Origin of the sequence: uncultured Sphingomonas sp. (assembly GCF_913774285.1) — a bacterium.
In the GTDB taxonomy this organism is placed as follows: domain Bacteria; phylum Pseudomonadota; class Alphaproteobacteria; order Sphingomonadales; family Sphingomonadaceae; genus Sphingomonas.
On record NZ_CAJYHX010000008.1, the window covers coordinates 13,880 to 38,097 of the forward strand.

Genomic DNA, 24,218 nt, shown 5'->3' on the forward strand with positions numbered 1-24,218 from the left:
CTGAACGGCGCCGCGGCCATTCTGTTCTTTGGTTTCGGCAATCCTGCACGGATTGGCCTGACCAATCAGGCATCCGTCTGCGTGACCTGCACGTGCCCCGCCGCGCAGGCGGCGGCGACACCGAGGTGTAGGAGGCGATCGGTGACCAAATGATCAACGACGTCGATCTCGGCGATCCGCACCGGCGCGGGCCTGCCGAACTTGGTCTGGTCGGTTGCGAGGATCACGGTGCGGGCCTGCTCGATGATCGTCTGGGAAACGCGAACCTCGTCCATGTCGAAGTCGAGCAGCGTCCCCTCCTCGTCGATCGCCGAGGCGCCGATCAGCGCATAATCGAGTTTGAAGCCGCGCAGGAAATCCATCGCCAGCGCGCCCACCACCGCACGGTCGCTCGCGCGCACCCGGCCACCCGCCACCACCACTTCGATCGTCGGCACGCCGCCCAAGATGTCGGCGACGTTGAGGTTGTTGGTTACCACCAGCAGGTGGCGGTGCTGGACCAGCGCGCGGGCAATCGCCTCGGTTGTCGTGCCGATATTGATGAACAGGCTGGCACCGTCGGGCACCAGCGCCGCCGCCGCGATGCCGATCGCCGCCTTGGCATCGGCCGCCACCTGGCGCCGGGCCTCGCGATCGAGATTGTCGACCCCCGAGGTGACCACCGCGCCGCCATGGACGCGCGACAGCATCGCCTGCTTGGCGAGCTGGTTGAGATCGCGACGGATTGTCTGCGGGGTCACTTCCAGCGCCGTCGCCAGCGCCTCGACGCTCACGCTGCCGGTGCGGCGGGCGAGTTCGAGGATCCGCGCATGGCGCCCCGCGACCAGATCGGGCAGGTCCTCGGCCATCAGGCCGATCGCGCCATCCGCCGGGGCTCGCCGCCGAGATAGTCGGCAAGCCGCTCCGCAGTGCCTGGCGGCACGTGCAGGCCCAGCTTGCTGCGGCGATAGAGGATGTCCTCGGCGGTCACCGCCCATTCGTTGGCGCGCAGATAATCGACTTCGCGCAGCGTCAGCCCACCGCCGAGATCGGCGCCCAGATCGAACGGCGTCATCGCATTGCCGAGCAGCGCCTCCACCCGCGTGCCATAGGCCCGCGCCAGCCGCCGCAGCAGCTCCGCGGGCATGCTCGGCCGCGCGTGCTGGAGATTGGCCACGAAGTGATCGAAATCGCCCTCGGGCAGGTCGCCGCCGGTCAGGACCGCGCCTGCGGTCCAGGCACCCGTCGCCTGCGGGAAGAAGCGCGCCAGCTCGGCCATCGCGTGCTCGGCGAGTTTGCGGTACGTCGTGATCTTGCCGCCGAAGATACTGAGCATCGGTGCACGCGCCTCATCGCCGTCGAGATCGAGCACATAGTCGCGCGTCACGGCAGAGGCATTGCCCGCCTTGTCGTCATAGAGCGGGCGGATACCGGCATAGCTCCACACCACGTCCTTCTCGGACGGCGGATCGGCGAAGTAGCGCGCGGCGGTATCGAGCAGGTAGCGGGTTTCCTCGGCACTGATATGCGCCTTGCCCGGCGGGCCGTCCCAAACCTGGTCGGTCGTCCCGATCAGCGTGCACTTACCCTCATAAGGGACGGTGAACACGATGCGGCGATCGGGGTTCTGCAACATGAAGGCATGGTCGCCCGGATAGAGCTTCGGCACGACGAGGTGGCTGCCCTTGACCAGCCGCAGCCCGCGATCGGCGACCACGTCGGGCACGCGGCCCAGAACGTCCGCCACCCAGGGGCCCGCCGCATTGACCAGCGCCTTGGCGCACACCGTCCGCTCGCCGGCCTCGTCGGCGATGGTCGCGATCCATTCGCGCCCCTCGCGACGCGCGCCCACCAGCGCGGTGCGGGTGCGGATGTCCGCACCCCGTTCCGCCGCATCCATCGCGTTGAGCACCACCAACCGGCTGTCTTCCACCCAGCAGTCCGAATAGACGAAGGCCTTGCCCTTGGCGGTCTTCAGGCCCCGTCCGAAAGGCGTGCGGGCAAGATTGATCGTGTCGGTGCCCGGCAGCTTCTTGCGCCCGCCGAGATGGTCGTAGAGAAACAGCCCCAGCCGCACCATCCAGGCCGGGCGCGGCGACTGGGTCTGCGGCAGGACGAAACGCAGCGGCCAGATGATGTGCGGCGCCATGCCCCACAGACGTTCGCGCTCGATCAGCGCCTCGCGCACCAGCCGGAACTCGCCATATTCGAGATAGCGCAGACCGCCATGGATCAGCTTGGTCGAAGCCGAGGAGGTGTGGCTGGCCAGGTCTTCCTTCTCGACCAGCAGCACCGACAGGCCTCGCCCGGCCGCGTCGCGCGCGATACCGGCACCGTTGATGCCGCCACCCACCACCAGAAGATCGATATGCGCGTCGGGTTGTGCCGCCGTCATCTTTCGCCTCATGTTCGCTATTTTTCGTTTATAGCAGCAAGCGAACACAAACGAAAGCGTTGACGCGCGAACGAAAATCTACGAGCGTCCGAACGAACATGGGAGAGGCTTTGGTGGACCGGAATCACATTCTCGCGATCGATCAGGGCACGACCTCGACGCGCAGCGTGATCTTCGATTCCGCCGGCCGCCGCGTCGCCACCGCGCAGACCGAGTTCGAGCAGCACTATCCCGACCAGGGCTGGGTCGAGCATGATCCCGAGACGATCTGGCGCGATGCGCTGACCACCGCGCGCGAGGCGCTGCTAAAGAGCAGCGTCGGGGTGGCGAGCATCGCCGCGATCGGCATCACCAACCAGCGCGAGACGACGCTGGTCTGGGACCGCGTCACCGGCGCGCCGATCCACCGCGCCATCGTCTGGCAGGATCGCCGCACCGCCGAGCGCTGCCACGAGCTGAAGGCAGAGGGCGCCGAACGCGAGGTACGGGCCCGCACCGGACTGTTGGTCGACCCCTATTTCTCGGCGACCAAGCTCGGCTGGATCCTCGACCATGTGCCCGGCGCGCGGGCACGGGCCGAGCGCGGCGAACTGGCTTTCGGCACGATCGACAGCTTCCTGCTCTGGCGGCTGACCAAGGGGGCGGTGCACGCGACCGACGTGACCAATGCGTCCCGCACCTCGCTGTTCAACATCCATACGGGCGCGTGGGACCCCGAGCTGTGCCGGCTATTCGGCATCCCGATGGCGCTGCTGCCCGAAGTGCATGACAACGCCCATGTCTATGGGACGACCGATCCCGAATGGTTCGGCCTGCCCATCCCGATCGCCGGGATGGCGGGGGACCAGCAGGCGGCGCTGTTCGGCCAGTGCTGCTTCGCGCCGGGCACCGCCAAGTCGACCTATGGTACCGGCTGCTTCCTGCTGCTGAACACCGGCGACAAGGCCGTCGCCTCGGAGCATCGGATGCTCACCACCCCCGCCTATCGGATCAACGGCCGGACATCCTACGCGCTGGAAGGCTCGATCTTCGTGGCGGGGGCGGCGATCAAGTGGCTGCGCGACGGGATCGGCGTGATTACCCATGCCCGCCAGACCAACGACATGGCGACGCGCGTGTCCGACAGCCACGGCGTCTACATGGTCCCGGCGTTCGTCGGCCTCGGTGCGCCGCACTGGGACCCCGAGGCGCGCGGCGCGATCTTCGGGCTGACGCTCAGCGCCACCCAGGCCCATCTCGCCCGCGCGGCCCTCGAGGCGGTCGCCTACCAGACCTACGATCTCGTCGCGGCGATGGTGCAGGACGGCGGCGTGCGACCGGCGATGCTGCGGGTCGACGGCGGCATGGCGGCGAACGACTGGCTATGTCGGTTCCTGGCGGACATCCTCGACGTCGCGGTCGAGCGGCCGGACGATCTGGAAACAACCGCACGCGGCGCCGCCTTCCATGCCGGCCTCGCGGTAGGGCTGTGGTCGGGGCTGGACGAGCTCTCGGCGATCTGGTCGCGGCAGGCCTGTTTCGAGCCGGCGATGGAGGCCGGGCATCGCACGACGCTGCTGGCCGGATGGCACGACGCCCTACGGCGGACGCTGGGGTAATCCGTCTTCCTTAGCCCCTCCCCTGAAGCGGGAGGGGCTAGTGCTCGCCCCCCTTGCATTTCCCGACGACTCCACCTAACACTGAACCACATGGTTCAGTATAGCAGCGCCGCGCTGGATGCGTCGTTCGCCGCGCTCTCCGATGCCACGCGTCGCGGCATATTGGAGCGGCTCGGGCAGCAGGAAAGCTCGGTCTCTGCGCTCGCCGATGCGTTCGACATGACCCTTACCGGCATGAAGAAGCATATCGCCGTGCTGGAGCAGGCGGGTCTCGTCACCACCGAAAAGGTCGGACGGGTCCGGACCTGCCGGCTGGGCGGCCGGGGCCTGTGGGCCGAAGCCGCCTGGATCGACGGCGTACAGCAGCTTTGGGATGCGCGGTTCGACGCGCTGGACGGAGTCGTAGAGCAACTCAAACGCAAGGAGCAGTCGGATGGGCCTGAGCATGCATGACACCGCCTCGCCGCGGACCAAGGTGGAGCGTACCTCGGACGTGGACCTGGTCGTCCGACGGACCTTCGACGCCCCTGCCCACCTCGTCTTCCAGGCCTGGAGCGATGCGACGCTGTTCCGCCGCTGGTGGGTGCCCGCGTCCGCGCCCGTCCGCCTGCGGACCTGCGAGATGGATGTGCGGACCGGCGGCAGCTACCGGCTCGAATTCGGCGCCGACGAAGGGCCGGTGCACGCGTTTTTCGGCCGCTATGTCGAGGTCGTGGCGAACGAGAAGATCGTCTGGACCAACGAGGAAAGCGACGATGGCGCGCTGACTACGGTCACCTTCGAGGAGACCGACGGCAAGACGCTGGTCACCTATCATGACCGGCACGGATCGAAGGAGTCGCTCGACGACGCGTTCGAGGGGATGGAAGGCGGAATCTTCGAACAGTTCGACCAACTCGCGACGGTGGTCGAGGGGTGACAGGACTTAAGCCCCTCCTCCTTGGAGGAGGGGTTGGGGGTGAAGGGATTCCAGAACGTCCGTTGGGCTCGGTGAGACACTGCCCCACCCCAAACCCCTCCCCTGAAGGGGAGGGGCTTAGACGCGTACCCTACAGCGTCAGCGCGAACTTCAGCCCGAGCACGCCGACATCCTTGGCGTTCTTCACGCCGCCCGGCTGGTGGATCCACTGGACATTGGGCTGCACTACCAGCCATTCGGTCGGCGAGACGCTGTAGTAGAGCTCCGCCGCATATTCCGCATCGCGCGCCGGCTTGCCCGCCAGGCGATCCGCAGTGTCGATCCGACCATTCACATTGGTCCGCGCGACCGCAAGCCCGATCACGTCGCCCGGCAGGCTCGGCGCGAGCCCCTTGTAGAATAGCCCGACCGACACCTGGTTGTCGGTCAGCGACGTCGCGCGATCTGCGAAGGTGACATTGGCGAACATGCTGAAGCCGGTCAGCGAGCGCCCATCCTTCGAGGTGCCGGTCAGCTGCTGCTGGACGCTGGCGAATACGCCGTAGCGGCTCGAATGCTGGAGCGGCGCGAGGCCGGTCACCGCGCGCGGCTGGCGGTTGATGTCGAGCACCAGATCGTCGCCGTCCGCGGTCGAGACCCAGCCGCCCAGCTTGTACGAACCGACGCGCCCCTCGTCGCCACCACGCGTCCAGCCGATCTCGGCGGGCACCAGCACGCCGGTCGCGCCCTTGAAATGGCCGATGAAGAAGCTGCTCTCCAGGTTGCGCGGGTTCACCTCATAGGCGCCGCCCTGGACGTAGATGCCGGGCGCCACGTCGACATGGACGTTCGCGCCCCATTGGCTGACCGGCCAGTTGTACCAGTAATCGCCGACGAGATTGCCCGACTGCGCGCCGCAGAAGCTCAGATTCTGGAAATGGCAGGAGAAGACCGCGAAATCCTCGCCCGGATTGGTGCGGCCCAGCTTCACTTCCACCTTGTCGCCCAGCTTCTGCTGAAGCCAGAGCTGGGTCACGCGTACGGTCTGGCCGCGGCCATAGACTTCCTGCACCTGCTGCAGCGCGCCGAGGCCGGCGGTGGTGGTCAGGTCGATGCCGCGCCGCCAGGTGACGGTGCCCTGCAGCGCCGCCCCACCCCAGCCGACCAGCTTGTCGAGGTCGAGCAGCGCGCCGACGTCGAACTGGCCGGTCTCGGCCACCAGGCTGCGATCGCCGCCGGTGAAGTTGTAGGCGGTTTCCGAGGCATAGCGCGCCGACAGGCCGATGCCACGCTCGCCCATGCGGGTGCGGATCTCCTGCCAGTCGCCGATCAGCCCCGGCGGCGGCGAACTCTGCGTATCACCGGCAAGAGACGAAGGCGACGGATCGCGCGGATGCAGCGCGTGGCTGCGGGCGCGGCGCTGGGTATCGGCGCGCGGGCCGGAACCGGCATCTTCCTGCGTCGCGTCGGGCTTGGGCTTGTTGAGTTCGTCCGCTGGCGGCGGCGGAGCGCCGACGTCCACCTGCTGTGCAACCGCCGGCGCTACCGTGCCGAACGCCATGATTGCGAGCAGGGCCCCCTGCCCTACGCGCCAACTCCCACGCTTCATTGCATATCCTTTTATGTCGCGCCGCACCAAGCGCCGAGGGGCCATTTGGTTGCGTGGCATTGCAGGCCCGGCCAACAGGACCCGCGTTCCCCGCCGAATAGGGAGGCAACCCTCCAGCGCCTAGCCCCCTCGCGCAGAACCATACGAACGGCTAGTGGCGCGGCGTCAGCCCGGGAGGCGTAGCGTCTCCATGGTGCGGATCCAGTGCGGCAGCAGCACGTCGCCCGCCCCGGCTTGGGGTGCCGCGAGCGGAATGTCCGCACCTGCCCGCGCCTCGCTGGGCGTGATTCCGAACGCCGCCTTGAACGCGCGCGAGAAGGTAGACCAGTCGCCAAAACCCCAGCCATAGGCGATCTCGGCGATCGACTTGCCGCGCTGTGCCGGATCGGCCAGGTCGCTCAGCACCCGTTCCAGCCGCTGCCGCCGAATGAAGTCGCCGATGCTGCCCAGCGGCGCGAAGGCACGGTAGAGCGACGCGCGCGACATGCCCATCGCCCGCGCCACCATGTCCGGCCCAAGCTCCGGATGCGCGAGGTTGGCCCGGATGAAGCGCTTGATCCGGAACAGCGCCGCCACCGCACCCGAAGCGCGGGGGCCGCCCTCCTGGGTGGTGGGCGCGATCAGCCCGCCCATCATCAACCCCGTCGCGCGCGCCACCGCCAGCGCATCGTCCGCGCCCGCCTGGGGCAGCCGCTCCACCAGCATCCGGGCATGTTCGCCCAGCAGCTGCGCCGCCAACGTCTCGCGGCGGAGCACCACCCCGTGCAGCCCGTCAAGGCGCGGCTCGTCCAGCCCCAACGCACCGTGGTGCACCACCATGCTGATATTCTCGCAGCCATCGGTGCGGGTGGCGAAGGGGCGGGTCATGTCGGCGATGCAGATGTCGCCGGGTCGGGTTACCGTGGCCTCGCCGTCGTGCAGCCGCACGTCGCCGCCGCGGGTGATGATCTGAACCAGCACCGCCTCGACGCCGGTCCGGGCCACCTTGCGGATGTCGCGGTCATAGTGGAACCCGGCGCCCCACATGCGCGAGCGGCCGATCAGCACCGGCCCGGCGTTGAACCCGTCGAGCCCTACGCTGAAGTCGCCGGACACCGCCTCACGCCGCGTGTCGAAGATCGGATCGACCGATTCGGCATAGGCGTCGAAGCGCAATTCGGGCGGCGCGTTCGAGACGTTGAAATATGGTACGCCTGGCGCCTCCGCCCGCACCCGCAAGTTCCGCTGTTCCTGCACCACCCCCATCTACCCCGTTTTTGTAACGCAAGCGTTGCGTTTTCCACAGGATTGCCGTCCCAGCCGAGGACAGGGTGCGTTACGGGTCCGGACTTTCGGCCGTGAAGGGCGAGCAGCACGGCTTCGTCGCGGGCTTGAACTCCATCAATTCCACCCGCGTCCCGTCGGGATCGTAGAAGTTGGCTTGCCACTTGCCATCCAGGCCCATTTGCGGGCCGTCATGCCGCGAGCTCAGCCGGTTCTCGCGGTAGAGCATGGTTACCGCCGCCTGCATGTTGACCACGCCGAGCGACAGATGATTGAGCACGCCCAGCTGCCGCGCATCGACCTTGTCGGCCGACACGTCCGAGCCTTCGCCCACCATCATATATTCGAGCCAGTCACGCCCGTCGGGCAGCTGCTGCGAGACCCAGTCGACCTTGTCGTCGTGGAAGGCGCCGAACCAATAGGGGCGGAAGCCGAGCAGCGTGCGGTAGAAGCCGTCCTGCTTCGCGCGATCGTGCACCGCATGGCCGACATGGATGATCCGGCCGCTGATTGCGCCGTTCTCCGCCGTGGTGGCGCTGCTGCCCGGCTGGACGAACTGGACCGGGTTGCCCTCGGGATCGTGGCCGCTGAACCATTGGTCGCCGCCTGCCCCGCGCTGCACCGGTGTAAGGTCACGGACGCCGTGGGCACTGAGCCAGGTTCGGAGCCGCGCGGCATCGGCGGTGACGTAGCCGACATGGGCGAGCATGCTCGGGCCATGATCCTTGGGCGCGGGCAGCACCTCGACGAACTGGCGCGGGCTGAAATAATAGCGGACGCCCGCCGGATCTTCCGGGTCGGCCCCCTTCCGCGCGCCGAGCACGACGCGGTAGAAATGATCGCTCGCCGCCATGTCGGTCGCATAGACCGCAAGGTGCGAAATGCCGGTGATCGGCGGCCGGCCCGCGTCCGGCGGCGCTGCGCCGATCATCGTCGCGGCAACCAGGCCGAGCGCGGTCAGCTTGCGGAACATCGGCATCGTGTCTCTCCCGGGCGGCGATGCTTTCGATCGCCTTTCCAGGAGCATAGCACGCCCGTGCCGCGTGTCACCGGGGGTTCGGCGCGGGCCCGGTGCTGGCGCGGCGGATCAGTTCATGGGCGAGCGTCAGCTGCCGCTCGATCGGCTCGATGCCGCGCAGGATGCCGACCAGCACCTCGACCGCGCGCCCGCCGATCATTCCCTTGGGCTGCGCGATGGTGGTGAGCGCCGGATGGAAGAAGCGCGCGAGCGGCAGGTCGTCGAAACCGATCACCGAGACGTCTCCCGGGCAGGACAGCCCCGCCGCCCCCACCGCGCTGATCGCGCCAAGCGCCATCTCGTCGCTGAAGCAGAACAGCGCGGTCACGCCTTCCGCGATCAGCGCGCGGGCAGCGCGGTGGGCGGAGTCGGCGCCATAGTCGCCTTCGCGCAGGTGCAGCCGGTCCTTGAGGCCGTGGCGATCGGCCGCGCGCAGCACGCCAGCCAAGCGGTCGCGGCTGATCGGGCTGATCGGCGGTCCGGTGATGATGCCGATCGCGCGGTGGCCGAGCTCGACCAGATGCTCGATCGCGTCGGCACTCCCGGCCGCATTGTCGATATGCACGCTCGGAACGCCGATCTCGGGGCTGTACTCGCAGCCGTTGACGATCGGGGCCGAGGCCCCTTCCCGGGCGACCAGCGCCTCTAAACTCGCCGGCAGTCGGTGCCCGAGGAACACCAGCCCGTCGACCTCGCGGCGCGACAGCATCTCGGCATATTGGTCCTCGACCTCGGGATCGTGCCGGGTATCCCCCAGCACCACCGCATAGCCGGCGTCGCGCGCCGCTTCCTCCGCGCCGCGGATGACGCTGGCGAAGAAGGGGTTGGAGATATCCGGCACGGTCAGCAGGATCTTGGCGGCGCGCAGCGTACGCAGCGTCCGCGCCGCGACATTGGGCCGATAGTCGAGCGCCTCGACCACCTCCATCACCCGCGCCCGCGTCGCTTCCGCCACCCGCCCCGGCTGGCTGAGCACGCGCGACACCGTGGCGGTGGAAACGCCCGCGGCCGCGGCGACTTCGATAATCGTAGCCATGCAGATATCTTTGTAGCGTGCGACGCGCCGTGTCGAGCCCCGCGAATGTAATCCTTTACATCGTATCCGGCTCTGCATAGGCTGCGATTCGAACAGCGGCAAAGCCGCATTGGTCGAAGAGCGGCACAGCCGCGCGGGGGAGAGGAAGCGCATGGTCGCTGCTGGAGGGATCACCATGAACAGCACGCAGCCGGTATCGGGATTGCTCACGGGGCGGCTCAGCGCCTTGATGTTCATGCAGTTCTTCGTCTGGGGTGCATGGAACGTCACGCTGGGTCTGGTGATGCAGACCGTCGGCGTCGGCAGCCTGATCGCCAATGCCTTTTCGGTCGGCCCGATCGCCTCGATCGTCGGCTCGTTCCTGCTCGGCATGGCGGCTGCGCGATTCCTCAGCCCCAAGATGCTGATGGTGGTGCTCCACCTGGTCGGCGGCGTGCTGCTCTTCATCCTGCCGACGCTGCTCACCCCGGAGCACGGCGCCAGCTTCGTCTGGCTGCTGCTCGGCTACATGATCCTCTACATGCCGACCGTGGGCCTCGCGAACACCATCGCGCTCAAGAGCTTCGGCGAGCGCGTCGACCGCTTTCCCTTCGTCCGCGCCTTCGGCACGCTGGGCTGGATCGTCGCCGGGCTGATCATCGGCTGGGCGCACCTCTCCGCCAGCCCGCAGATCTTCCAGGTGGCGGGCGTCGTCTCGCTCGCGCTGGGTCTCTACAGCATCACCCTGCCCAATGTTCAGCCCGATGCGCCGCAGGGCAAGAGCCTGGTCGCCGAGGTGTTCTGCACCGAAGCCTTCGGGCTGATGCGCAACCGCTCCTTCCTGATCTTCATCCTCTGCGCGACGCTGATCTCGATCCCGCTGGCGATGTACTACGCCTATGCCTCGCCGTACGTGGGCGCGGCGGGGATCGAGAATGTCGGCGGCACGCTGGCGATCGGGCAGATGTCCGAGCTCGTCTTCATGTTCTCGATGCCCTGGCTCTATCGCCGCTTCGGGGTGAAGCCGCTGCTGCTGGTCGGCATGGTCGCCTGGGCGCTACGCTACGCGCTGTTCGCGATCGGCGATGGCGGCGCGGGGATCTGGGCGATCTATCTCGGCGTCGCGCTGCACGGCGTGTGCTACGACTTCTTCTTCGTCGCCGGCGCCATCTACACCGGCACCATCGCGACGCCCAAGGGCGTCAACGCGCAGGCGCAGGGCATGCTGACGCTGTTCACCTACGGCGTGGGCATGCTGCTCGGCTCGCAGATCGGCGGCCTACTCTATGCGCAGCTGCCGGCCAATGCGACCGTCGCCGACTGGCACCATCTCTGGTGGTATCCTGCGATCGCCGCGGCGGTGATTGCGCTCCTCTTCCAGTTCACCTTCAAGAACAACCGTAACGAGGTGCAGGCATGACCGCGATGCAGGGTCCGGGCATCTTCCTCGCCCAGTTTCTCGGCGACACCGCGCCGTTCGACACGCTCGACCATATGGCGGAGTGGGCCGCGGGGCTCGGCTATGTCGGGGTGCAGATCCCGTGCGATCCGCGGCTGATCGATCTGAAACAGGCGGCCGAAAGCCAAGCCTATTGCGACGATCTCCGCGCCCGGCTCGACAAGTTCGGCATCCAGCCGACCGAGCTTTCGACCCACCTGCAGGGCCAGCTGGTCGCGGTGCACCCGGCCTACGACACGCTGTTCGACGGCTTCGCGCCGGCAGAGCTGCACGGCAAGCCCGCCGAGCGCCAGGCCTGGGCGGTCGAGCAGGTCAAGCTCGCCGCGCGCGCGAGCGGCCGGCTGGGGCTGAAGGCACATGCCACCTTCTCCGGCGCGCTGGCCTGGCCCTATGTCTATCCCTGGCCGCAGCGCCCCGCGGGCCTCGTCGAGGAAGCCTTCGCCGAACTCGCCCGCCGCTGGCTGCCGATCCTCGACGTGTTCGAGGAAGCCGGCGTCGACTGCGCCTATGAGATCCATCCCGGCGAGGACATTCATGACGGCGCTACGTGGGAGCGTTTCCTCGAGGCGGTGAACCATCACCCCCGCGCGCGCATCCTGTTCGATCCGTCGCATTATGTGCTGCAGCAGCTCGACTATCTCGACTTCATCGATCGCTATCACGATCGGATCTCGTGCTTCCATGTGAAGGACGCCGAGTTCAACCCGACCGGGCGCAGCGGTGTCTATGGCGGATACGAGAGCTGGGTGAACCGCGCCGGCCGCTTCCGCTCGACCGGCGACGGCCAGGTCGATTTCGTCGGCATCTTCAGCAAGCTCGCCCAGTATGGCTATCGCGGCTGGGCCGTGATCGAGTGGGAATGCGCGCTGAAGAACAGCGAGGACGGCGCCCGCGAAGGCGCGCCCTTCATCCGCGACCATATCATCCGCGTCACTGAGCGCGCCTTTGACGACTTCGCCTCGAGCGGCGTCGACAAGGCGGCGATCCGCAATCTGCTCGGGTTGGGAAGCCGCGACGCATGATCCGGCACCCGCTGAAACTCGGCATGGTCGGCGGCGGCGAAGGCGCGTTCATCGGTGCCGTGCACCGCATGGCGGCAGCGCTCGACGGCGACTGGCGGCTGACCGCCGGCGCGTTCAGCACCGATGCCGGCAAGAACGCGCGCACCGGCGACCTGCTCGGGCTCGATCCGGCGCGGGTCTATGCGACCTATGATGCGATGCTCGCTTGCGAGGCCGCGCTGCCGGAAAACGAGCGCATCGACGCGGTGGCGATCGTCACCCCGAACCACCTCCACGCCCCCGTCGCCATCGCCGCGCTGAACGCGGCCTTCCACGTTTTCTGCGAGAAGCCGATGGCGATGAACAGCGACGAGGCCCGCGCCATCGCCGCCGCTGCGCGAGACAGCGGCAAGCAGTTCGCCCTCGCCTTCACCTATAGCGGCTATCCGCTGGTCGAGGAGGCGCGGGCTCGCGTGGCCCGCGGCGATTTCGGCGCGATCCGGCTGGTGCAGGTGGAATATATCCAGGGCTGGCTGAGCGGTTCGCTCGACACCGAAGGCAACAAGCAGGCCGAGTGGCGCACCGATCCTGCGCGCGCCGGTCTCGGCGGCTGCCTCGGCGACATCGGCACCCACGCTTTCCACCTGGCCGAGCTGGTCTCCGGCCTGCGCGTCGAGACGCTTTCCGCCGAACTCGCCACCCATGTCCCGGGCCGGCGCCTGGATGACGACGTCAGCGCGCTGCTCCGCTTCGAGGGCGGCGCACGCGGCACGCTCAAGGCGACCCAAGTTGCCGCCGGCGAGGAAAACGGCCTCCGCCTGCGCATCCATGGCGAACGCGGCGGCCTCGAATGGGCGCAGATGGAGCCCAACACGCTCACCTTGCGCTGGCTCGATCGGCCGGCGGAGATTCTGCGTGCAGGTGGCCCCGGCCTTGGCCCGAGCACCACGCCTTTGCTGCGTACACCTGCCGGACATCCGGAAGGCTATATCGAAGCGTTTGCAAACCTTTATCGTGGATTCGCGCGCATTGTTCGCGGCGATTCGGCCCAAGTGCCGGGCGTCGCGGACGGGCTGCGGACGATGGCCTTTGTCGAGGCGATGATCGCCAATGCCAAGGCCGACACCAAATGGACCGAGATCGTAACCGGAGAGCGTAGATGAAGTTCTGGATGGCACTTGCCGCAACCGCGGCGCTGACGGCGAGCGCGCCCGCCTGGGCGCAGACCGCCGCCCCGCCCGCCTTTGCCGCGTGCAAGGCGTGCCACACCGTGGAGAAGGGCGGCAAGAACGGCGTCGGCCCCAACCTCAACGGCGTGGTCGGCCGCCCGGCGGCCTCGGCGCCCGGCTTCAACTATTCGACGGCGCTCAAGAATTCCAAGCTGACCTGGGACCCGGCGACGCTCGACCAGTTCATCGCCGCGCCGATGAAGAAGGTGCCGGGCACCCGCATGCCGATCGGCATGGCCGATCCCGCCAAGCGCCAGCAGATCATCGCGTACCTCAAGGCGATGAGCGGCAAATGAGCGTGACGCGCCGCACCGTATTGGCCGGCGCGACGGCGATGCCCCTGGTGGCATCCTCGGCGCGGGGTCAGTCGAATGCGGCGCGTTTCTCGCTCCATTTCGCGCCGCACGAGGGCAGCTTCGCCAGCCGGGGCAACCGGCTGGAGCAGATCGCCTTCGCCGCCGACCAGGGTTTCACCGCCTGGGAGGATAACGAGGCCGCCACCCGCCCGGTCGACGAGCAGGTAGCGATGGCCAAGGCGCTGTCCAGCCGCGGCATGACGATGGGCGTGTTCGTCGCCTCGATGCCCAAATGGGGGAAGTCGCGCCCGATCCTGGGCGCGAACGACGGTGCCGAGCGCGAGGCGTTCCTGGCCGATATCCGCGCGTCAATCGACGTCGCCAAGCGGCTGAACGCCACGCGAATGACGGTGGTGACCGGCTTCCTGGATCCCAAGGTGCCGCTCGACATCCAGACCGCGCGCGTGATCGACCTGATGCGCCGCGCAGGCGATCTCGTCGCGCCGCACGGGATGGCGCTGGTGATGGAGCCGCTCAACACCCGCACCAACCATCCGGGCGTCTACATGCAGAGCATCGCGCAGGGCTATGCAGTGGCGCGCGGGGCGAATAGCCCCGGGGTGAAGATCCTCGCCGATCTCTATCACGAGCAGATCCAGTCCGGAAACCTGATCCCGGCGCTCGACACCTGCTGGAGCGAGATCGGCTATATCCAGTTCGGCGACAATCCCGGCCGCAACGAGCCGGGCACCGGCGAAATCAATTTCACCAATATCGTCCGCTGGCTGCGCGAGCGGAAATATGCCGGCACGATCGGCATGGAACATGGCAATTCGGTCAAAGGGCGCGCGGGCGAGGAGCGGCTGATCGCCGCCTATCGCACGATCGACGCCGTCTGAGGGGAGAGAGAAGCATGTCGAGACGCACACAGGTGCTGCTCGCGGGTCTGGCGGTGCTTGCCGCCACGCCCGCCGCGGCACAGGAAAAGCCGGGGTTCAAGGATACCCCGATCCTGCCGGGCGGCGGGAACTGGCACGTCCATGATTCAGACCGCCCCTACCCGACCGTCGTCACCCCCGCAGCGCAGCCCGGCGGCGCGCCCTCGGACGCCATCGTGCTGTTCGACGGCCGCTCGCTCGACGCCTGGACCGCGCAGCGCAAGCTGTGGCCGGTGGCGAACGGCGTGCTCACCGTGCCGACCCGCGCGAGCAGCGGCGGCGAGAATGCGCTGATCACCAAGCAGAATTTCGGCGACGTCCAGCTCCACCTGGAGTTCCGCTCGCCCAATCCGCCGACCAAGAGCTCGCAGGATCGCGGCAACAGCGGCATCTGGTTCATGCAGCGCTACGAGATCCAGATTCTCGACGGCTATCAGAACCCCACTTATGCCGACGGCACGGTGGGCGGGGTCTATGGCTGGAAGCCCCCGCTGGTGAACCCGTCGCGCAAGCCCGGCGAGTGGCAGAGCTACGACATCGTCTTCGAGCGCCCCCGCTTCGCCGCCGACGGCAAGCTGCTGCGCCCGGCCTATATCACCGCCTTCCTCAACGGCGTGCTGGTGCAGAACCACCAGGCGATGCTCGGCACCACCAACTGGCGTCATGTCGCCGAATATACCGCGCATGCCGATGCCCTGCCGATTCAGCTGCAGGACCATGACTCGCCGGTGTCATTCCGCAACATCTGGGTGCGCCCGCTGCCAGAAAGCGCAATCGCGCAGGACCTTCCGGGAGACCGCAAATGAACATCGACCGTCGCGCCGCGCTCACCGGCGTGCTCGCCCTGTTCGGGGCGGGCGTGTTCGCCCCCATCGCCCGCGCCGCGCAGATGACCGCGACGCAGATGATCCAGGAGGGACCGCCCAGCGTCGCCGTGTTCAGCCCCGCCCAGCGCGCGCTGATGACCGCGCTCAGCGAGCGGGTGATCCCCACGACTGACACGCCGGGCGCGATCGCCGCGGGCGTGCCCGCCTTCATCGAAAAGCTGCTCGCAGATTGGGCGATGCCAGACGATCGCGTGCCGATCGTCGCCGGGCTCGACGCGATCGAGGCGCGCTCGCAGCAGGATTACAAGGTCTCGGCCGCCAAGGCGACGCCGGCGCAGCAGGACGCGCTGCTCACCCTGGCGATGAACGGCCAGATCGCGGGCGGCAAGACCTTCTTCGAGGCGTTCCGCCAGCTGGTGATCACGGGGTACTATACCTCGGAGATCGGCATCACCCAGGAACGCGAATATCTGCCGGTGCCGGGCGAATATAACGGCGCCTTCCCCTATTCCCAGGTCAACAAGGTGTACAGCGCATGATGATCACCCGTCGTACCCTGCTCGCCGGTGCCGGCGGCGTCACCGCCCTCGCGCTGATGGATCGCCTGATCCCGCAGGCCTTCGCCGCGCAGATCCCCGCGGTCGGCATCCAGCTCTACACCGTCCGCGACATCTTCCAGAAGGATCCGGTCGGCACACTCAATGCGATCGCCAAGATCGGTTATCGCGAGATCGAGTTCGGCGGGGGCGGCTATGACAGCATGGACCCGGCGATGCTGCGCGCCACGATGGACAAGGCAGGGCTTCGCTGCCCGTCGCTCCACATCGGCTATGACGCGCTGCTCGGCCAGTTCGACAAGTCGGTGGCGATGGCCCGCACCCTCGGCGCCAAGACGGTAATCCTGCCCTACATGACCGACGAGCACCGCACCGAGGCGGGCTGGAACGCCGCGCTGCCGAATTTCAGCAAGTTCGCCCGCGACCTCAAGAAGGCCGGCTTCGACTTCGCCTATCACAACCATGATTTCGAGTTCACCAACAAGCCTGGCGGCGTGAGCCTATACGACCGGTTCCTCAAGGAAACCGACCCCGCGCTGGTGAAGGTGGAGCTCGACCTCTACTGGGCCAAGCGTGCAGGCCAGGATCTGGGCGCGCTGATCGACCGGCTCGGCAACCGGCTCTATTCCTACCACGTCAAGGACATGCGCCCCGATGGCAAGATGACCGCGGTGGGCACCGGCACGATCGACTTCGCAGCGCTGTTCAAGCGTCCGTCCAGCGCGCATGTCCGCCACTTCTATGTCGAGAATGACGAGGCGCCCGCGCCCTATCTTCCGGACATCACCACCAGCTTCAAGACGCTGCAGGCGCTGCGCTTCTAAACCAACAACACTCCCTGGGAGAGGGACACAAAATGGCTGCAACCAACAGGTTCGATGCGATCGTCATCGGCTCCGGCGTAAGCGGCGGCTTCGCTGCCAAGGAACTGACCCAAAAGGGCCTCCGCGTGCTGATGCTCGATCGCGGCCGCATGGTCGAGCATGGCGAGGACTATCCGTATGACGGCAAGCCCGCCTATGAGGTGCCCGCGCACAACATCATGCCCAAGCCGCTGCAGGAGCGCGATTATTTCATCGCCAAGCGCGGCTATGTGCAGCCCAGCAGCATGGGCTTCTACAATAACGACCGCATGAACCCCTATGCCTTCGACGAGGGCAGCAAATTCTACTGGATCCGCCCCGGCGCGGTCGGCGGCAAGTCGCTGATCTGGGGCCGGTGGAGCTTCCGCTGGGCGCCCGAGGATTTCGAGGCGAACAAGCGCGAGGGCGTGGATGGCGCCTGGCCGATCGGCTATGACGACATCGCGCCGTGGTACGCCAAGGTCGAGGATTATATCGGCGTCTCGGGCTCGCGCGAGAACCTGCCCTATCTACCCGACAGCAACTTCCAGCCGCCGATGCCGATGAACGTCGCCGAGAAGTGGCTGAAGGAACGGCTGGAGTCCAAGTTCCCCGGCCGCAAGCTGATCAACACCCGTCTGTCCAACATGACCGAGGACAAGCCGGACCAGGGCCGCACCAAGTGCCAGTTCCGCAACCAGTGCGGCAATGGCTGCTCGTTCGGCGCCTATTTCTCGACCCAGGCGGTCACCCTCCCCGCTGCGCGCGCGACAGGCAAGCTGACGCTCCAGTCGGACGCGGTGGTGACCAACATCGAATATGACGCGGCCAAGAAGCGCGTCACCGGCGTGCGCTATGTCGATGCCAAGACCGGCCAGGCGCAGGTGGTGAACGCCGATCTCGTCTTCCTCTGCGCCTCGGCGATGGGATCGAACCAAATCCTGCTCAACTCGCGCGCGCCGGGCAGCGAGCGCAGCCATTTCGACAGCAGCGGCACGCTGGGCCGCTATGTCATGGACCATATCTTCCGCGTCGGCATCGACGGGGAGATTCCGGGCATGACCGACCTGATCGAATATGGCCGGCGCCCCGGCGGCGTCTATATCCCCCGCTTCCGCAACATCGGCGGCGAGGAAGGCGTCGGCTTCAAGCGCGGCTATGGCTATCAGGGCAGCGCCTGGCGCCAGCCGGCGGGCCCGGTCGGCTTCGGTGCCGAGATGAAGCACGGCATGCGCCGCTACGGCCCCTGGCGGTTCAGCATGGGCGCGTTCGGCGAGTGCCTGCCCTACAAGGACAACCGCGTCTCGCTCCACCCCAGCAAGGTCGATCGCTTCGGGGTGCCGCTGATGCGCTTCGACGTGACCTTCCGCGAGAACGAGCTGAAGCTGATCGCCGACGCCAAGGTGCAGGGCGAGGCGATGCTGCGCGCAGCCGGCTTGCAGAACGTGACGAGCAACGAGGGCGAGCATGTCCCCGGCGACGCCATCCACGAAATGGGCGGCGCGCGCATGGGCGCGGACCCGCGCACTTCGGTGCTCAACGGCTTCAGCCAGGCGCACGACGCCCCCAACCTCTACGTCACCGACGGCGCCCAGATGGCCTCGGCCTCCTGCGTCAATCCGTCGCTGACCTTCATGGCGCTGACGATGCGCGCCGCGGACCATGCGGTGAAGCAGCTGCGCGGGTGAACCAAGGGAGCGCGCCCGTGAGGGCGCGCTCCGCTTCGGATCAGAATTTCAAGAAACTGGCTGGGGCGGGAGGATTCGAACCTCCGAATGACGGTACCAAAAACCGTTGCCTTACCACTTGGCGACGCCCCAACGGGAAGCGGGCTTATAAAGCTTCAGAACAGACGTTCAAGCCACCCGTGCGGATCCGGTGCCACGCCGCGCTGGATTCCCACGAGCTGCTCGCGCAGCCGCTCGGTGAGCAGGCCCGGGCCGCCATTGCCGATCTGGAACTCGAAGCCCTGCCCCCGCACCGCGCCGATCGGCGTCACCACCGCGGCGGTACCACAGGCGAAGGCCTCGCGCAGGCGGCCGCTCTTGGCGTCCTCGCGCCACTTGTCGATCGAATAGCGCTCCTCGCGCACATCGACGCCCGCCCCGCGCGCCAGCGTGATCAGCGATTCGCGCGTGATGCCCGGCAGGATCGTGCCCGAGAGCGGCGGGGTCGCGATTGACCCATCATCGAACACGAAGAACACGTTCATGCCGCCCAGCTCCTCGACATATCGGTTCTCCACCGCGTCGAGGAACACCACCTGGTCGCAGCCCTGGCGGATCGCCTCGGCCTGGGCGACCAGGCTGCCGGCATAGTTGCCGCCACACTTGGCTGCACCCGTGCCGCCCGGTGCCGCGCGGGTGTAATGGTCGGACACCCACAGGGTCACCGAGGGCGCGCCGCCCTTGAAATAGGCGCCCGCGGGCGAGGCAATGACGAGGTAAAGATACTCGCTCGCCGGCTTGACGCCGAGAAAGGTCTCGCTCGCGAACATGAAGGGGCGGAGATACAGCGAGGCGCCCTCGCCTTCGGGGATCCAGTCGCGATCGGCCTTCACCAGCGCGCGGATGGAGCTGAGGAACAGGTCCTCCGGCAGCGGCGTCATCGCCATGCGCTCGGCGGATTCGCGGAAGCGGCGGGCATTCTCGCGGGGGCGGAAGAGCCCCGCGCCGCCATCGGGCAGGCGATAGGCCTTGAGGCCTTCGAAAATCTCCTGCGCATAATGGAGCACCGCGCAAGCGGGGTCGATCTGGAGCGGCGCATAGGGCTGGATGCGCGCATCGTGCCAGCCCTTGTCGGCCGAATAGCGGATCACCGCCATGTGATCGGTAAATACCTTGCCGAAGCCGGGGTTCGCGAGGATCGTCGCGCGCTCGTCGCGCTCACGCGGGTTGGTGTGGGCTTCGAATTCGAAATCCAGGATCGTCGCGTCTTCCATCACTCGGTCTTTCTCGTCCCCAGAGCCTCGGGTTGCGCAGGACTAGGCGCGGTGGCAGAAACGGTCAACATGGCTGCCCCAATTCCTGCCTCTCCCCTCTTCCTGCGCGAACCCGAAATCCGGCGCGGCATCGAGCTGCTCTATTTCGGCTATTCGCACCTCACCCGCTCGATCGACGACGGGCTGGCACGCCAGGGGCTGGGCCGCGCGCACCACCGCGCGCTCTATTTCATCGCCCGCAAGCCCGACCTGACGGTGAGCGAGCTGCTCTCGCTGCTGGCGATCACCAAACAGTCGCTGGGGCGGGTGCTTGGCGAGCTGGCCGAGCGCGGGCTGGTCGAGACGCGCGCGGGCACCCGCGACCGGCGTCAGCGGCTGCTGCGGCTCACCGAGGCGGGCGCGAAGCTCGAATCCGAACTGTTCGAAGCGCTGCGCGAAAAAATGGCCGGCGCCTATTCGAGCGCCGGCCAGGGAGCCGTCGGGGGATTCTGGGCCGTGCTCGAAGGGTTGATGCCGGAGGACGAGCGCGGCCGGGTGGCGACGCTGGGGCGCTAGGCCGCAGCACTCCGAAAACCGTCATCCCGGCGGAAGCCGGGATCCAGACGCCACTCTTTCAAGGCAAGAGCCGAGACGGAGGCCCCAATGGATTCCGGCTTTCGCCGGAATGACGGAAGGTCGATCAGGCGACCTTGAAGCCTTCCTTGTTCATCGCAAGGGTGAGTGCCTTGTTTTTTTCCTCGCTCAGCTGGGCGCGGAGCTCGGGGAACAGCTGGTCCTCTTCCTCACGGATGTGCTTTTCGAGCGCGGCGCGGAATTCCTTCACCTTCTCCAGCCACTTGGGCGAGGTGCTCGGCATGTTCTCGAGCTCGTAGAGGAACTGCTTCACATAGCCATGCTCGGCGTTGAGCTCGTCGGCCTGTTCGGTCTTCCCCGCTTCGCGGAGCGCCGGGTAGATGACATTCTCTTCCTCGATCGCATGCTTCACCAGCGCATGCTTGATGTGCGCAAGCAGCATGTTGCGGCGGATCGTCGCCTTGTCGTCGGTCGCTTCGAGCGTGTCGAACGCCTTGAGCACTGCCTTGTGCTCGGCCTTCAATGCATCGTCCCAGTTGCCCGCGAGCGCGCTCGGCGCCTGTACCGCCGCCTTGCGGCCGAGCATCGCGAGCAGACCCAGCGCCGCACCGCCCGCCGCTGCGCCGGCGATCACGCCCAGGCTGGCGCCGTTGCTGCTGGTCTTGGCGGTGTTGTTCGCGTTGGTCTTGGTGTTACGCTTCGATTCGGTCGTCGTAGCCATGATAGCCTCCGTCGATACGTGGGATCGGGAGGGTAACCATCAGGAATACCAGGCGTTCCGTAGCGTACCGCGCTATTTGCGCGCTTCGGCGGCCATCTCGGCATTGCGTCGGGCGGAAGCGGCGAGCGTATCGCGCAGCAGCGTCTTGAGCGCATCGTCACGGTCGAGGACGTTCAGCCCTTCGCGGGTGGAACCGCCGGGGCTCGCGACACGGTCCGCGAGCACGGCCGGGCTTTCGCTGGCAGCCGCGGCCATCAGGCCGGACCCCTCGACGATGGCGAGCGCCAGTCGCTGCGCCTGATCGGCGGGCAGTCCCAACGCCGTCCCGGCTTCGGCCAGCGCGTCGACAAAGCGAAAGACAAAGCCCGGGCCGCAACCGGCGAGCGCGGTCAGCGCGTCGAGCATCGTCTCGCTAGGCACCCATTCGACCAGCCCAAGCGGCGCCATCAGCGTCTCGGCAGCGGCACGCGCCTCGGCATCGTTGCTCGGCGTAGTGAGGCCGACGACGCCCTTGCCGATTGCGACCGGCAGGTTGGGCATCGCGCGCACCACGGTCTTCGCGCCGAGCGCGTCCGCCAGCGTCGCAACCTCCACGCCCGCCAGGATAGAAACCAGCAGTGGCACGCCGCTGACGAACGGCGCCAGAACCGGCGCGACGGTGTGGAGTTGCTGCGGCTTCACCGCCAGCACCAGCGCGGTCGGCCGCTCGCCCTCGGGCGGCGCAGTCAGATGCCGTACGCCCTCGGGAATGGCCGGGCTGCCCGGATCGATGACGGTAATCGCGGCGGGATCGATCCCCGCGCCGGCCCAGCGGCGGAGCATCGCCCCGCCCATGTTGCCGGCACCGACCAGCCAGATCCGCGACAGCAGCGCCATGTCAGGCCTCGCCCTGGGTCTCGATCAATGCGGCGGCGATCGCCTCGCTCGGCGTCTTGCCGCCCCACAGGACGAACTGGAAGACGGGATAGAAGCGCTCACACTCGTCGATCGCGCTTTCCACCAGCAGCTCGGCCTGGGCGAGCGTCAGCGACGCGCCCTCGTCGCCGTCGATCAGCGCGGCGTGGCGGAACAGCAGGATGCCGGTCGACGACCAGAGCTCGAAATGGCCGATCCAGAGCTGTTCGTTGACCAGCCCGATCGTCTCGTAGACCAGCCCGCGCCGCTCCTCGGGGACGCGCACGTCGGGAAAGCCCATGAACTGCAGCACGCCGTCGTCCTCGCGCCAGATCGCGCGAAGCTCGTACTGGGTCCAGCTGCCCTTCACCTTGGCGACGATCTCGTCGTCCTCGCGCTCATGGGTCCAGCCATGCGCGGCGAAATAGGTCTCGAGCATGTCGATGGGTGCCGCGGCGTCGCGGTCGAATTCCGCTTCGTCTAGCATGCCCATGTCGCCCCCGGTCGTGTAGCCATGCCCGCTAGTGCCAAGCGCGCGGACGGGGCACAAGCTTGCGCCTGCGCCCCGCCGCTCAAAACTGTGGACAAGGAAGTTTCAGCCAGCGTCACGCATTCCCTTGCGGGTTCAGCTTCGCCTCGAGCGCATCGAGGCGCGCCTTCAGCGCATCGGCCTCGTCGCGCGCGGCGGCGGCCATCGCCTTCACGGCTTCGAACTCGTCGCGGCTGACGAAATCGAGCCCGCCGATCCATTCGCGGGCGCGCTCGCGGGCGCCGGCCTCGGCTTCGCGGGCCACCCCGGCGAAGGTGCCGGCGGCGCCGTTCACCATCTTCACCAGATCGTCGAACAGGCGATTGTCGGTCTGCATGTCAAAAAACCCCACTCAAAGCGTTTCGGGGTGGATGTGGGCGTTCGGGGCCGCCGACGCAATCTTTTCCGCATCCGGATTGAGATCGCGGACCTGCGAAAACAGCACGCTCGCGAAGCACACCCAGGCGAGATAAGGCAGCAGCATCAGCCCGGCGAGCGTGCGGATGCGCCAGAAGGCGACCATCGTCACTGCCACCAGCACCGCCAGCGCCACGATCACGATCAGCGCGAGATCGAGCATATGGAAGCGGAAGAAGATCGGCGACCATGCGAGGTTCACCGCGAGCTGGATCACGAACAGCACGACCGCCGCCGCCCGCCCCCGCGCCCCGCGCGCGCTCAGCACCAGCGCGAGGGCGAGCCCCATCAGCACGTAGAGGATCGTCCAGACGACCGGGAAGGCAATGTTGGGCGGCTGGATCGCAGGCTTGGCGAGCGCGGTGAACCAGGGGTTCTGATCCCCGGCGGGCGCGACCATCGCCGACCCGAAGCCGAGCAGCACCACGATCGGCACCGTCACCAGCGCGCGCCGCCAGAAACCACGCCGCAGTTGCGCCTTCGATGCCAGTGCGTTCACGCCCGTCTCCCCATTGCAGTTGCCGTACGCCTAGGCGATCGCGCGGGAACTGCAAAGACATGCGCCTATCGCATCAGTGCGCGCACCCGCTCTATTGCCTGCAGCCGCAGGGGCTCGGTGTTGGCATCATAGCGCACCGCTTCCAACTCGCGGACGAGCCGTGCGGGATCGACGTGATAGCCACGGTCCAGCAACTGCAGGAGCTTGTCGACCGCACCCAAACTCACCGCATCCTCGGCGATCGTCGCGCCGCCGGGTGGCCGGAAATTGATGTCGGCATGACTGGCCAGCAGCACGTCCCAAGCACTCCAATCGTCCCGCTGGACGCCGGCGGAGAGAGCGTAGTGCAGCGCGAGTGTCCGCGCGTCCTTTTCCCAGCTGTTCGGATCGCCGCCTGACGCGAGCAATCGCTTGAGCAGATCGGTGCGCGGAATGGCCGCGGCAATCAGCAGCGGCGTTTCCCCGCCCGGCTCTCGCGCATTGGGACTCGCGCCGCCCTTCAGCGCCCTCTCGACACCCGCCGCGTCATTGCACAGCACGGCGGCACCGAGCGGCGACAGGCGATTAGGAAAATACCCGAGCGCGTCGACGATCCGATCCCGATCCTGCACGTCCTGACATGCGCCGTTCTTGGGCGTCGATTCGACCGCAGCGGCGCCACAGGCAGCAAGCATCGCGAGTCCTGCCAGTATAAGGCCGATCGTTTTCAGCTTGCCCACC

The 24,218-nt window shown here is 67.4% G+C and carries 26 protein-coding genes and 1 tRNA gene; 13 read left to right on the forward strand and 14 right to left on the reverse strand.

From position 1 onward, the window contains the following. Nucleotides 1-65: 65 nt before the first annotated feature. Both QZ670_RS03765 and QZ670_RS03770 read right to left on the reverse strand, forming a co-directional pair. On the reverse strand, nucleotides 66-848 hold the full coding sequence (locus QZ670_RS03765) for a DeoR/GlpR family DNA-binding transcription regulator (protein WP_294252428.1): 783 nt from the start codon (nucleotides 846-848) through the stop codon (nucleotides 66-68). Beyond that, complete coding sequence (locus QZ670_RS03770; protein WP_294252431.1) at nucleotides 848-2,386, reverse strand: glycerol-3-phosphate dehydrogenase; 1,539 nt, start codon at nucleotides 2,384-2,386, stop codon at nucleotides 848-850. The genes QZ670_RS03765 and QZ670_RS03770 overlap by 1 nt, the downstream gene beginning before the upstream one ends. Nucleotides 2,387-2,472: 86 nt before the next feature. Between QZ670_RS03770 and glpK the strand changes: the two genes are divergently transcribed. From glpK to QZ670_RS03785, 3 genes are all read left to right on the forward strand, one after another. Beyond that, entirely contained in the window at nucleotides 2,473-3,972 is a 1,500-nt protein-coding gene (gene glpK, locus QZ670_RS03775; RefSeq protein ID WP_294252433.1) for a glycerol kinase GlpK, read from the forward strand. Between the two features lie 90 nt (nucleotides 3,973-4,062). Further along, nucleotides 4,063-4,425 carry a metalloregulator ArsR/SmtB family transcription factor gene (locus QZ670_RS03780; RefSeq protein WP_294252434.1) on the forward strand — a complete coding sequence of 121 codons (363 nt, stop codon included), beginning with the start codon at nucleotides 4,063-4,065 and terminating at the stop codon, nucleotides 4,423-4,425. Beyond that, nucleotides 4,406-4,891, forward strand: a complete 486-nt coding sequence (locus QZ670_RS03785) for an SRPBCC domain-containing protein (protein ID WP_294252436.1) — start codon at nucleotides 4,406-4,408, stop codon at nucleotides 4,889-4,891. The genes QZ670_RS03780 and QZ670_RS03785 overlap by 20 nt, the downstream gene beginning before the upstream one ends. Nucleotides 4,892-5,021: 130 nt before the next feature. On the opposite strand, the gene QZ670_RS03790 is transcribed toward QZ670_RS03785, so the two are convergent. The 4 genes from QZ670_RS03790 to QZ670_RS03805 all read right to left on the reverse strand — a co-directional run bounded on the left by QZ670_RS03790 (nucleotide 5,022) and on the right by QZ670_RS03805 (nucleotide 9,796). After that, nucleotides 5,022-6,479: a carbohydrate porin gene (locus tag QZ670_RS03790; protein WP_294252439.1), complete on the reverse strand. Its 1,458-nt coding sequence runs from the start codon at nucleotides 6,477-6,479 to the stop codon at nucleotides 5,022-5,024. A 165-nt stretch (nucleotides 6,480-6,644) separates the two neighbouring features. Beyond that, nucleotides 6,645-7,724, reverse strand: coding sequence for a helix-turn-helix domain-containing protein (locus QZ670_RS03795; protein ID WP_294252441.1), 1,080 nt, complete (start codon nucleotides 7,722-7,724; stop codon nucleotides 6,645-6,647). A 70-nt stretch (nucleotides 7,725-7,794) separates the two neighbouring features. Next, the gene (locus QZ670_RS03800; protein ID WP_294252443.1) at nucleotides 7,795-8,721 is read right to left on the reverse strand and encodes a VOC family protein; all 927 of its coding nucleotides are present in this window, start codon (nucleotides 8,719-8,721) and stop codon (nucleotides 7,795-7,797) included. 67 nt (nucleotides 8,722-8,788) lie between these two features. Then, nucleotides 8,789-9,796, reverse strand: a complete 1,008-nt coding sequence (locus QZ670_RS03805; protein ID WP_294252445.1) for a LacI family DNA-binding transcriptional regulator — start codon at nucleotides 9,794-9,796, stop codon at nucleotides 8,789-8,791. Nucleotides 9,797-9,971: 175 nt separating this feature from the next. Here QZ670_RS03805 and QZ670_RS03810 point away from each other — a divergent pair, with 175 nt between their 5' ends. From QZ670_RS03810 to QZ670_RS03850, 9 genes are read left to right on the forward strand one after another with little or no spacing between them, the layout of a single operon-like run. Further along, nucleotides 9,972-11,195 (forward strand): MFS transporter, encoded by a 1,224-nt coding sequence (locus QZ670_RS03810; RefSeq protein ID WP_294252447.1) that lies wholly within the window; start codon nucleotides 9,972-9,974, stop codon nucleotides 11,193-11,195. Continuing rightward, entirely contained in the window at nucleotides 11,192-12,256 is a 1,065-nt protein-coding gene (locus QZ670_RS03815) for a sugar phosphate isomerase/epimerase (protein WP_294252449.1), read from the forward strand. The genes QZ670_RS03810 and QZ670_RS03815 overlap by 4 nt, the downstream gene beginning before the upstream one ends. Further along, nucleotides 12,253-13,398 (forward strand): Gfo/Idh/MocA family oxidoreductase, encoded by a 1,146-nt coding sequence (locus tag QZ670_RS03820; protein WP_294252451.1) that lies wholly within the window; start codon nucleotides 12,253-12,255, stop codon nucleotides 13,396-13,398. The genes QZ670_RS03815 and QZ670_RS03820 overlap by 4 nt, the downstream gene beginning before the upstream one ends. After that, nucleotides 13,395-13,760, forward strand: a complete 366-nt coding sequence (locus QZ670_RS03825; RefSeq protein WP_064310063.1) for a c-type cytochrome — start codon at nucleotides 13,395-13,397, stop codon at nucleotides 13,758-13,760. The genes QZ670_RS03820 and QZ670_RS03825 overlap by 4 nt, the downstream gene beginning before the upstream one ends. Next, complete coding sequence (locus QZ670_RS03830; protein WP_294252456.1) at nucleotides 13,757-14,659, forward strand: TIM barrel protein; 903 nt, start codon at nucleotides 13,757-13,759, stop codon at nucleotides 14,657-14,659. Before QZ670_RS03825 ends, QZ670_RS03830 begins: the two co-directional genes overlap by 4 nt. 14 nt (nucleotides 14,660-14,673) lie before the next feature. Further along, the gene (locus QZ670_RS03835) at nucleotides 14,674-15,504 is read left to right on the forward strand and encodes a DUF1080 domain-containing protein (protein WP_294252457.1); all 831 of its coding nucleotides are present in this window, start codon (nucleotides 14,674-14,676) and stop codon (nucleotides 15,502-15,504) included. Next, entirely contained in the window at nucleotides 15,501-16,064 is a 564-nt protein-coding gene (locus QZ670_RS03840) for a gluconate 2-dehydrogenase subunit 3 family protein (RefSeq protein ID WP_294252459.1), read from the forward strand. The genes QZ670_RS03835 and QZ670_RS03840 overlap by 4 nt, the downstream gene beginning before the upstream one ends. Then, a complete protein-coding gene (locus QZ670_RS03845) occupies nucleotides 16,061-16,906 on the forward strand; it encodes a sugar phosphate isomerase/epimerase (protein ID WP_294252461.1) in 846 nt (281 codons plus the stop codon). The genes QZ670_RS03840 and QZ670_RS03845 overlap by 4 nt, the downstream gene beginning before the upstream one ends. Before the next feature lie 32 nt (nucleotides 16,907-16,938). Further along, on the forward strand, nucleotides 16,939-18,612 hold the full coding sequence (locus tag QZ670_RS03850; RefSeq protein ID WP_294252463.1) for a GMC family oxidoreductase: 1,674 nt from the start codon (nucleotides 16,939-16,941) through the stop codon (nucleotides 18,610-18,612). A 57-nt stretch (nucleotides 18,613-18,669) separates the two neighbouring features. On the opposite strand, the gene QZ670_RS03855 is transcribed toward QZ670_RS03850, so the two are convergent. Then, nucleotides 18,670-18,744 (reverse strand) — tRNA-Gln (locus QZ670_RS03855). 23 nt (nucleotides 18,745-18,767) lie between these two features. Then, the gene (locus QZ670_RS03860) at nucleotides 18,768-19,865 is read right to left on the reverse strand and encodes a branched-chain amino acid aminotransferase (RefSeq protein WP_294252465.1); all 1,098 of its coding nucleotides are present in this window, start codon (nucleotides 19,863-19,865) and stop codon (nucleotides 18,768-18,770) included. A 69-nt stretch (nucleotides 19,866-19,934) separates the two neighbouring features. Here QZ670_RS03860 and QZ670_RS03865 point away from each other — a divergent pair, with 69 nt between their 5' ends. After that, nucleotides 19,935-20,420: a helix-turn-helix domain-containing protein gene (locus QZ670_RS03865; protein WP_093293810.1), complete on the forward strand. Its 486-nt coding sequence runs from the start codon at nucleotides 19,935-19,937 to the stop codon at nucleotides 20,418-20,420. A gap of 124 nt (nucleotides 20,421-20,544) precedes the next feature. On the opposite strand, the gene QZ670_RS03870 is transcribed toward QZ670_RS03865, so the two are convergent. From QZ670_RS03870 to QZ670_RS03895, 6 genes are all read right to left on the reverse strand, one after another. Further along, nucleotides 20,545-21,159 (reverse strand): hemerythrin domain-containing protein, encoded by a 615-nt coding sequence (locus tag QZ670_RS03870; protein ID WP_294252474.1) that lies wholly within the window; start codon nucleotides 21,157-21,159, stop codon nucleotides 20,545-20,547. A gap of 72 nt (nucleotides 21,160-21,231) precedes the next feature. Beyond that, nucleotides 21,232-22,035, reverse strand: coding sequence for a pyrroline-5-carboxylate reductase (gene proC, locus QZ670_RS03875; RefSeq protein WP_294252476.1), 804 nt, complete (start codon nucleotides 22,033-22,035; stop codon nucleotides 21,232-21,234). 1 nt (nucleotide 22,036) lies between these two features. Then, nucleotides 22,037-22,546, reverse strand: a complete 510-nt coding sequence (locus QZ670_RS03880; protein WP_010544228.1) for a YbjN domain-containing protein — start codon at nucleotides 22,544-22,546, stop codon at nucleotides 22,037-22,039. A gap of 112 nt (nucleotides 22,547-22,658) precedes the next feature. Continuing rightward, a complete protein-coding gene (locus QZ670_RS03885) occupies nucleotides 22,659-22,919 on the reverse strand; it encodes an accessory factor UbiK family protein (RefSeq protein ID WP_064310044.1) in 261 nt (86 codons plus the stop codon). 15 nt (nucleotides 22,920-22,934) lie between these two features. Next, a complete protein-coding gene (locus QZ670_RS03890) occupies nucleotides 22,935-23,498 on the reverse strand; it encodes a TspO/MBR family protein (RefSeq protein ID WP_294252482.1) in 564 nt (187 codons plus the stop codon). A 65-nt stretch (nucleotides 23,499-23,563) separates the two neighbouring features. Further along, nucleotides 23,564-24,217 (reverse strand): ankyrin repeat domain-containing protein, encoded by a 654-nt coding sequence (locus QZ670_RS03895; protein ID WP_294252484.1) that lies wholly within the window; start codon nucleotides 24,215-24,217, stop codon nucleotides 23,564-23,566. Between the last annotated feature and the right edge of the window lies 1 nt (nucleotide 24,218).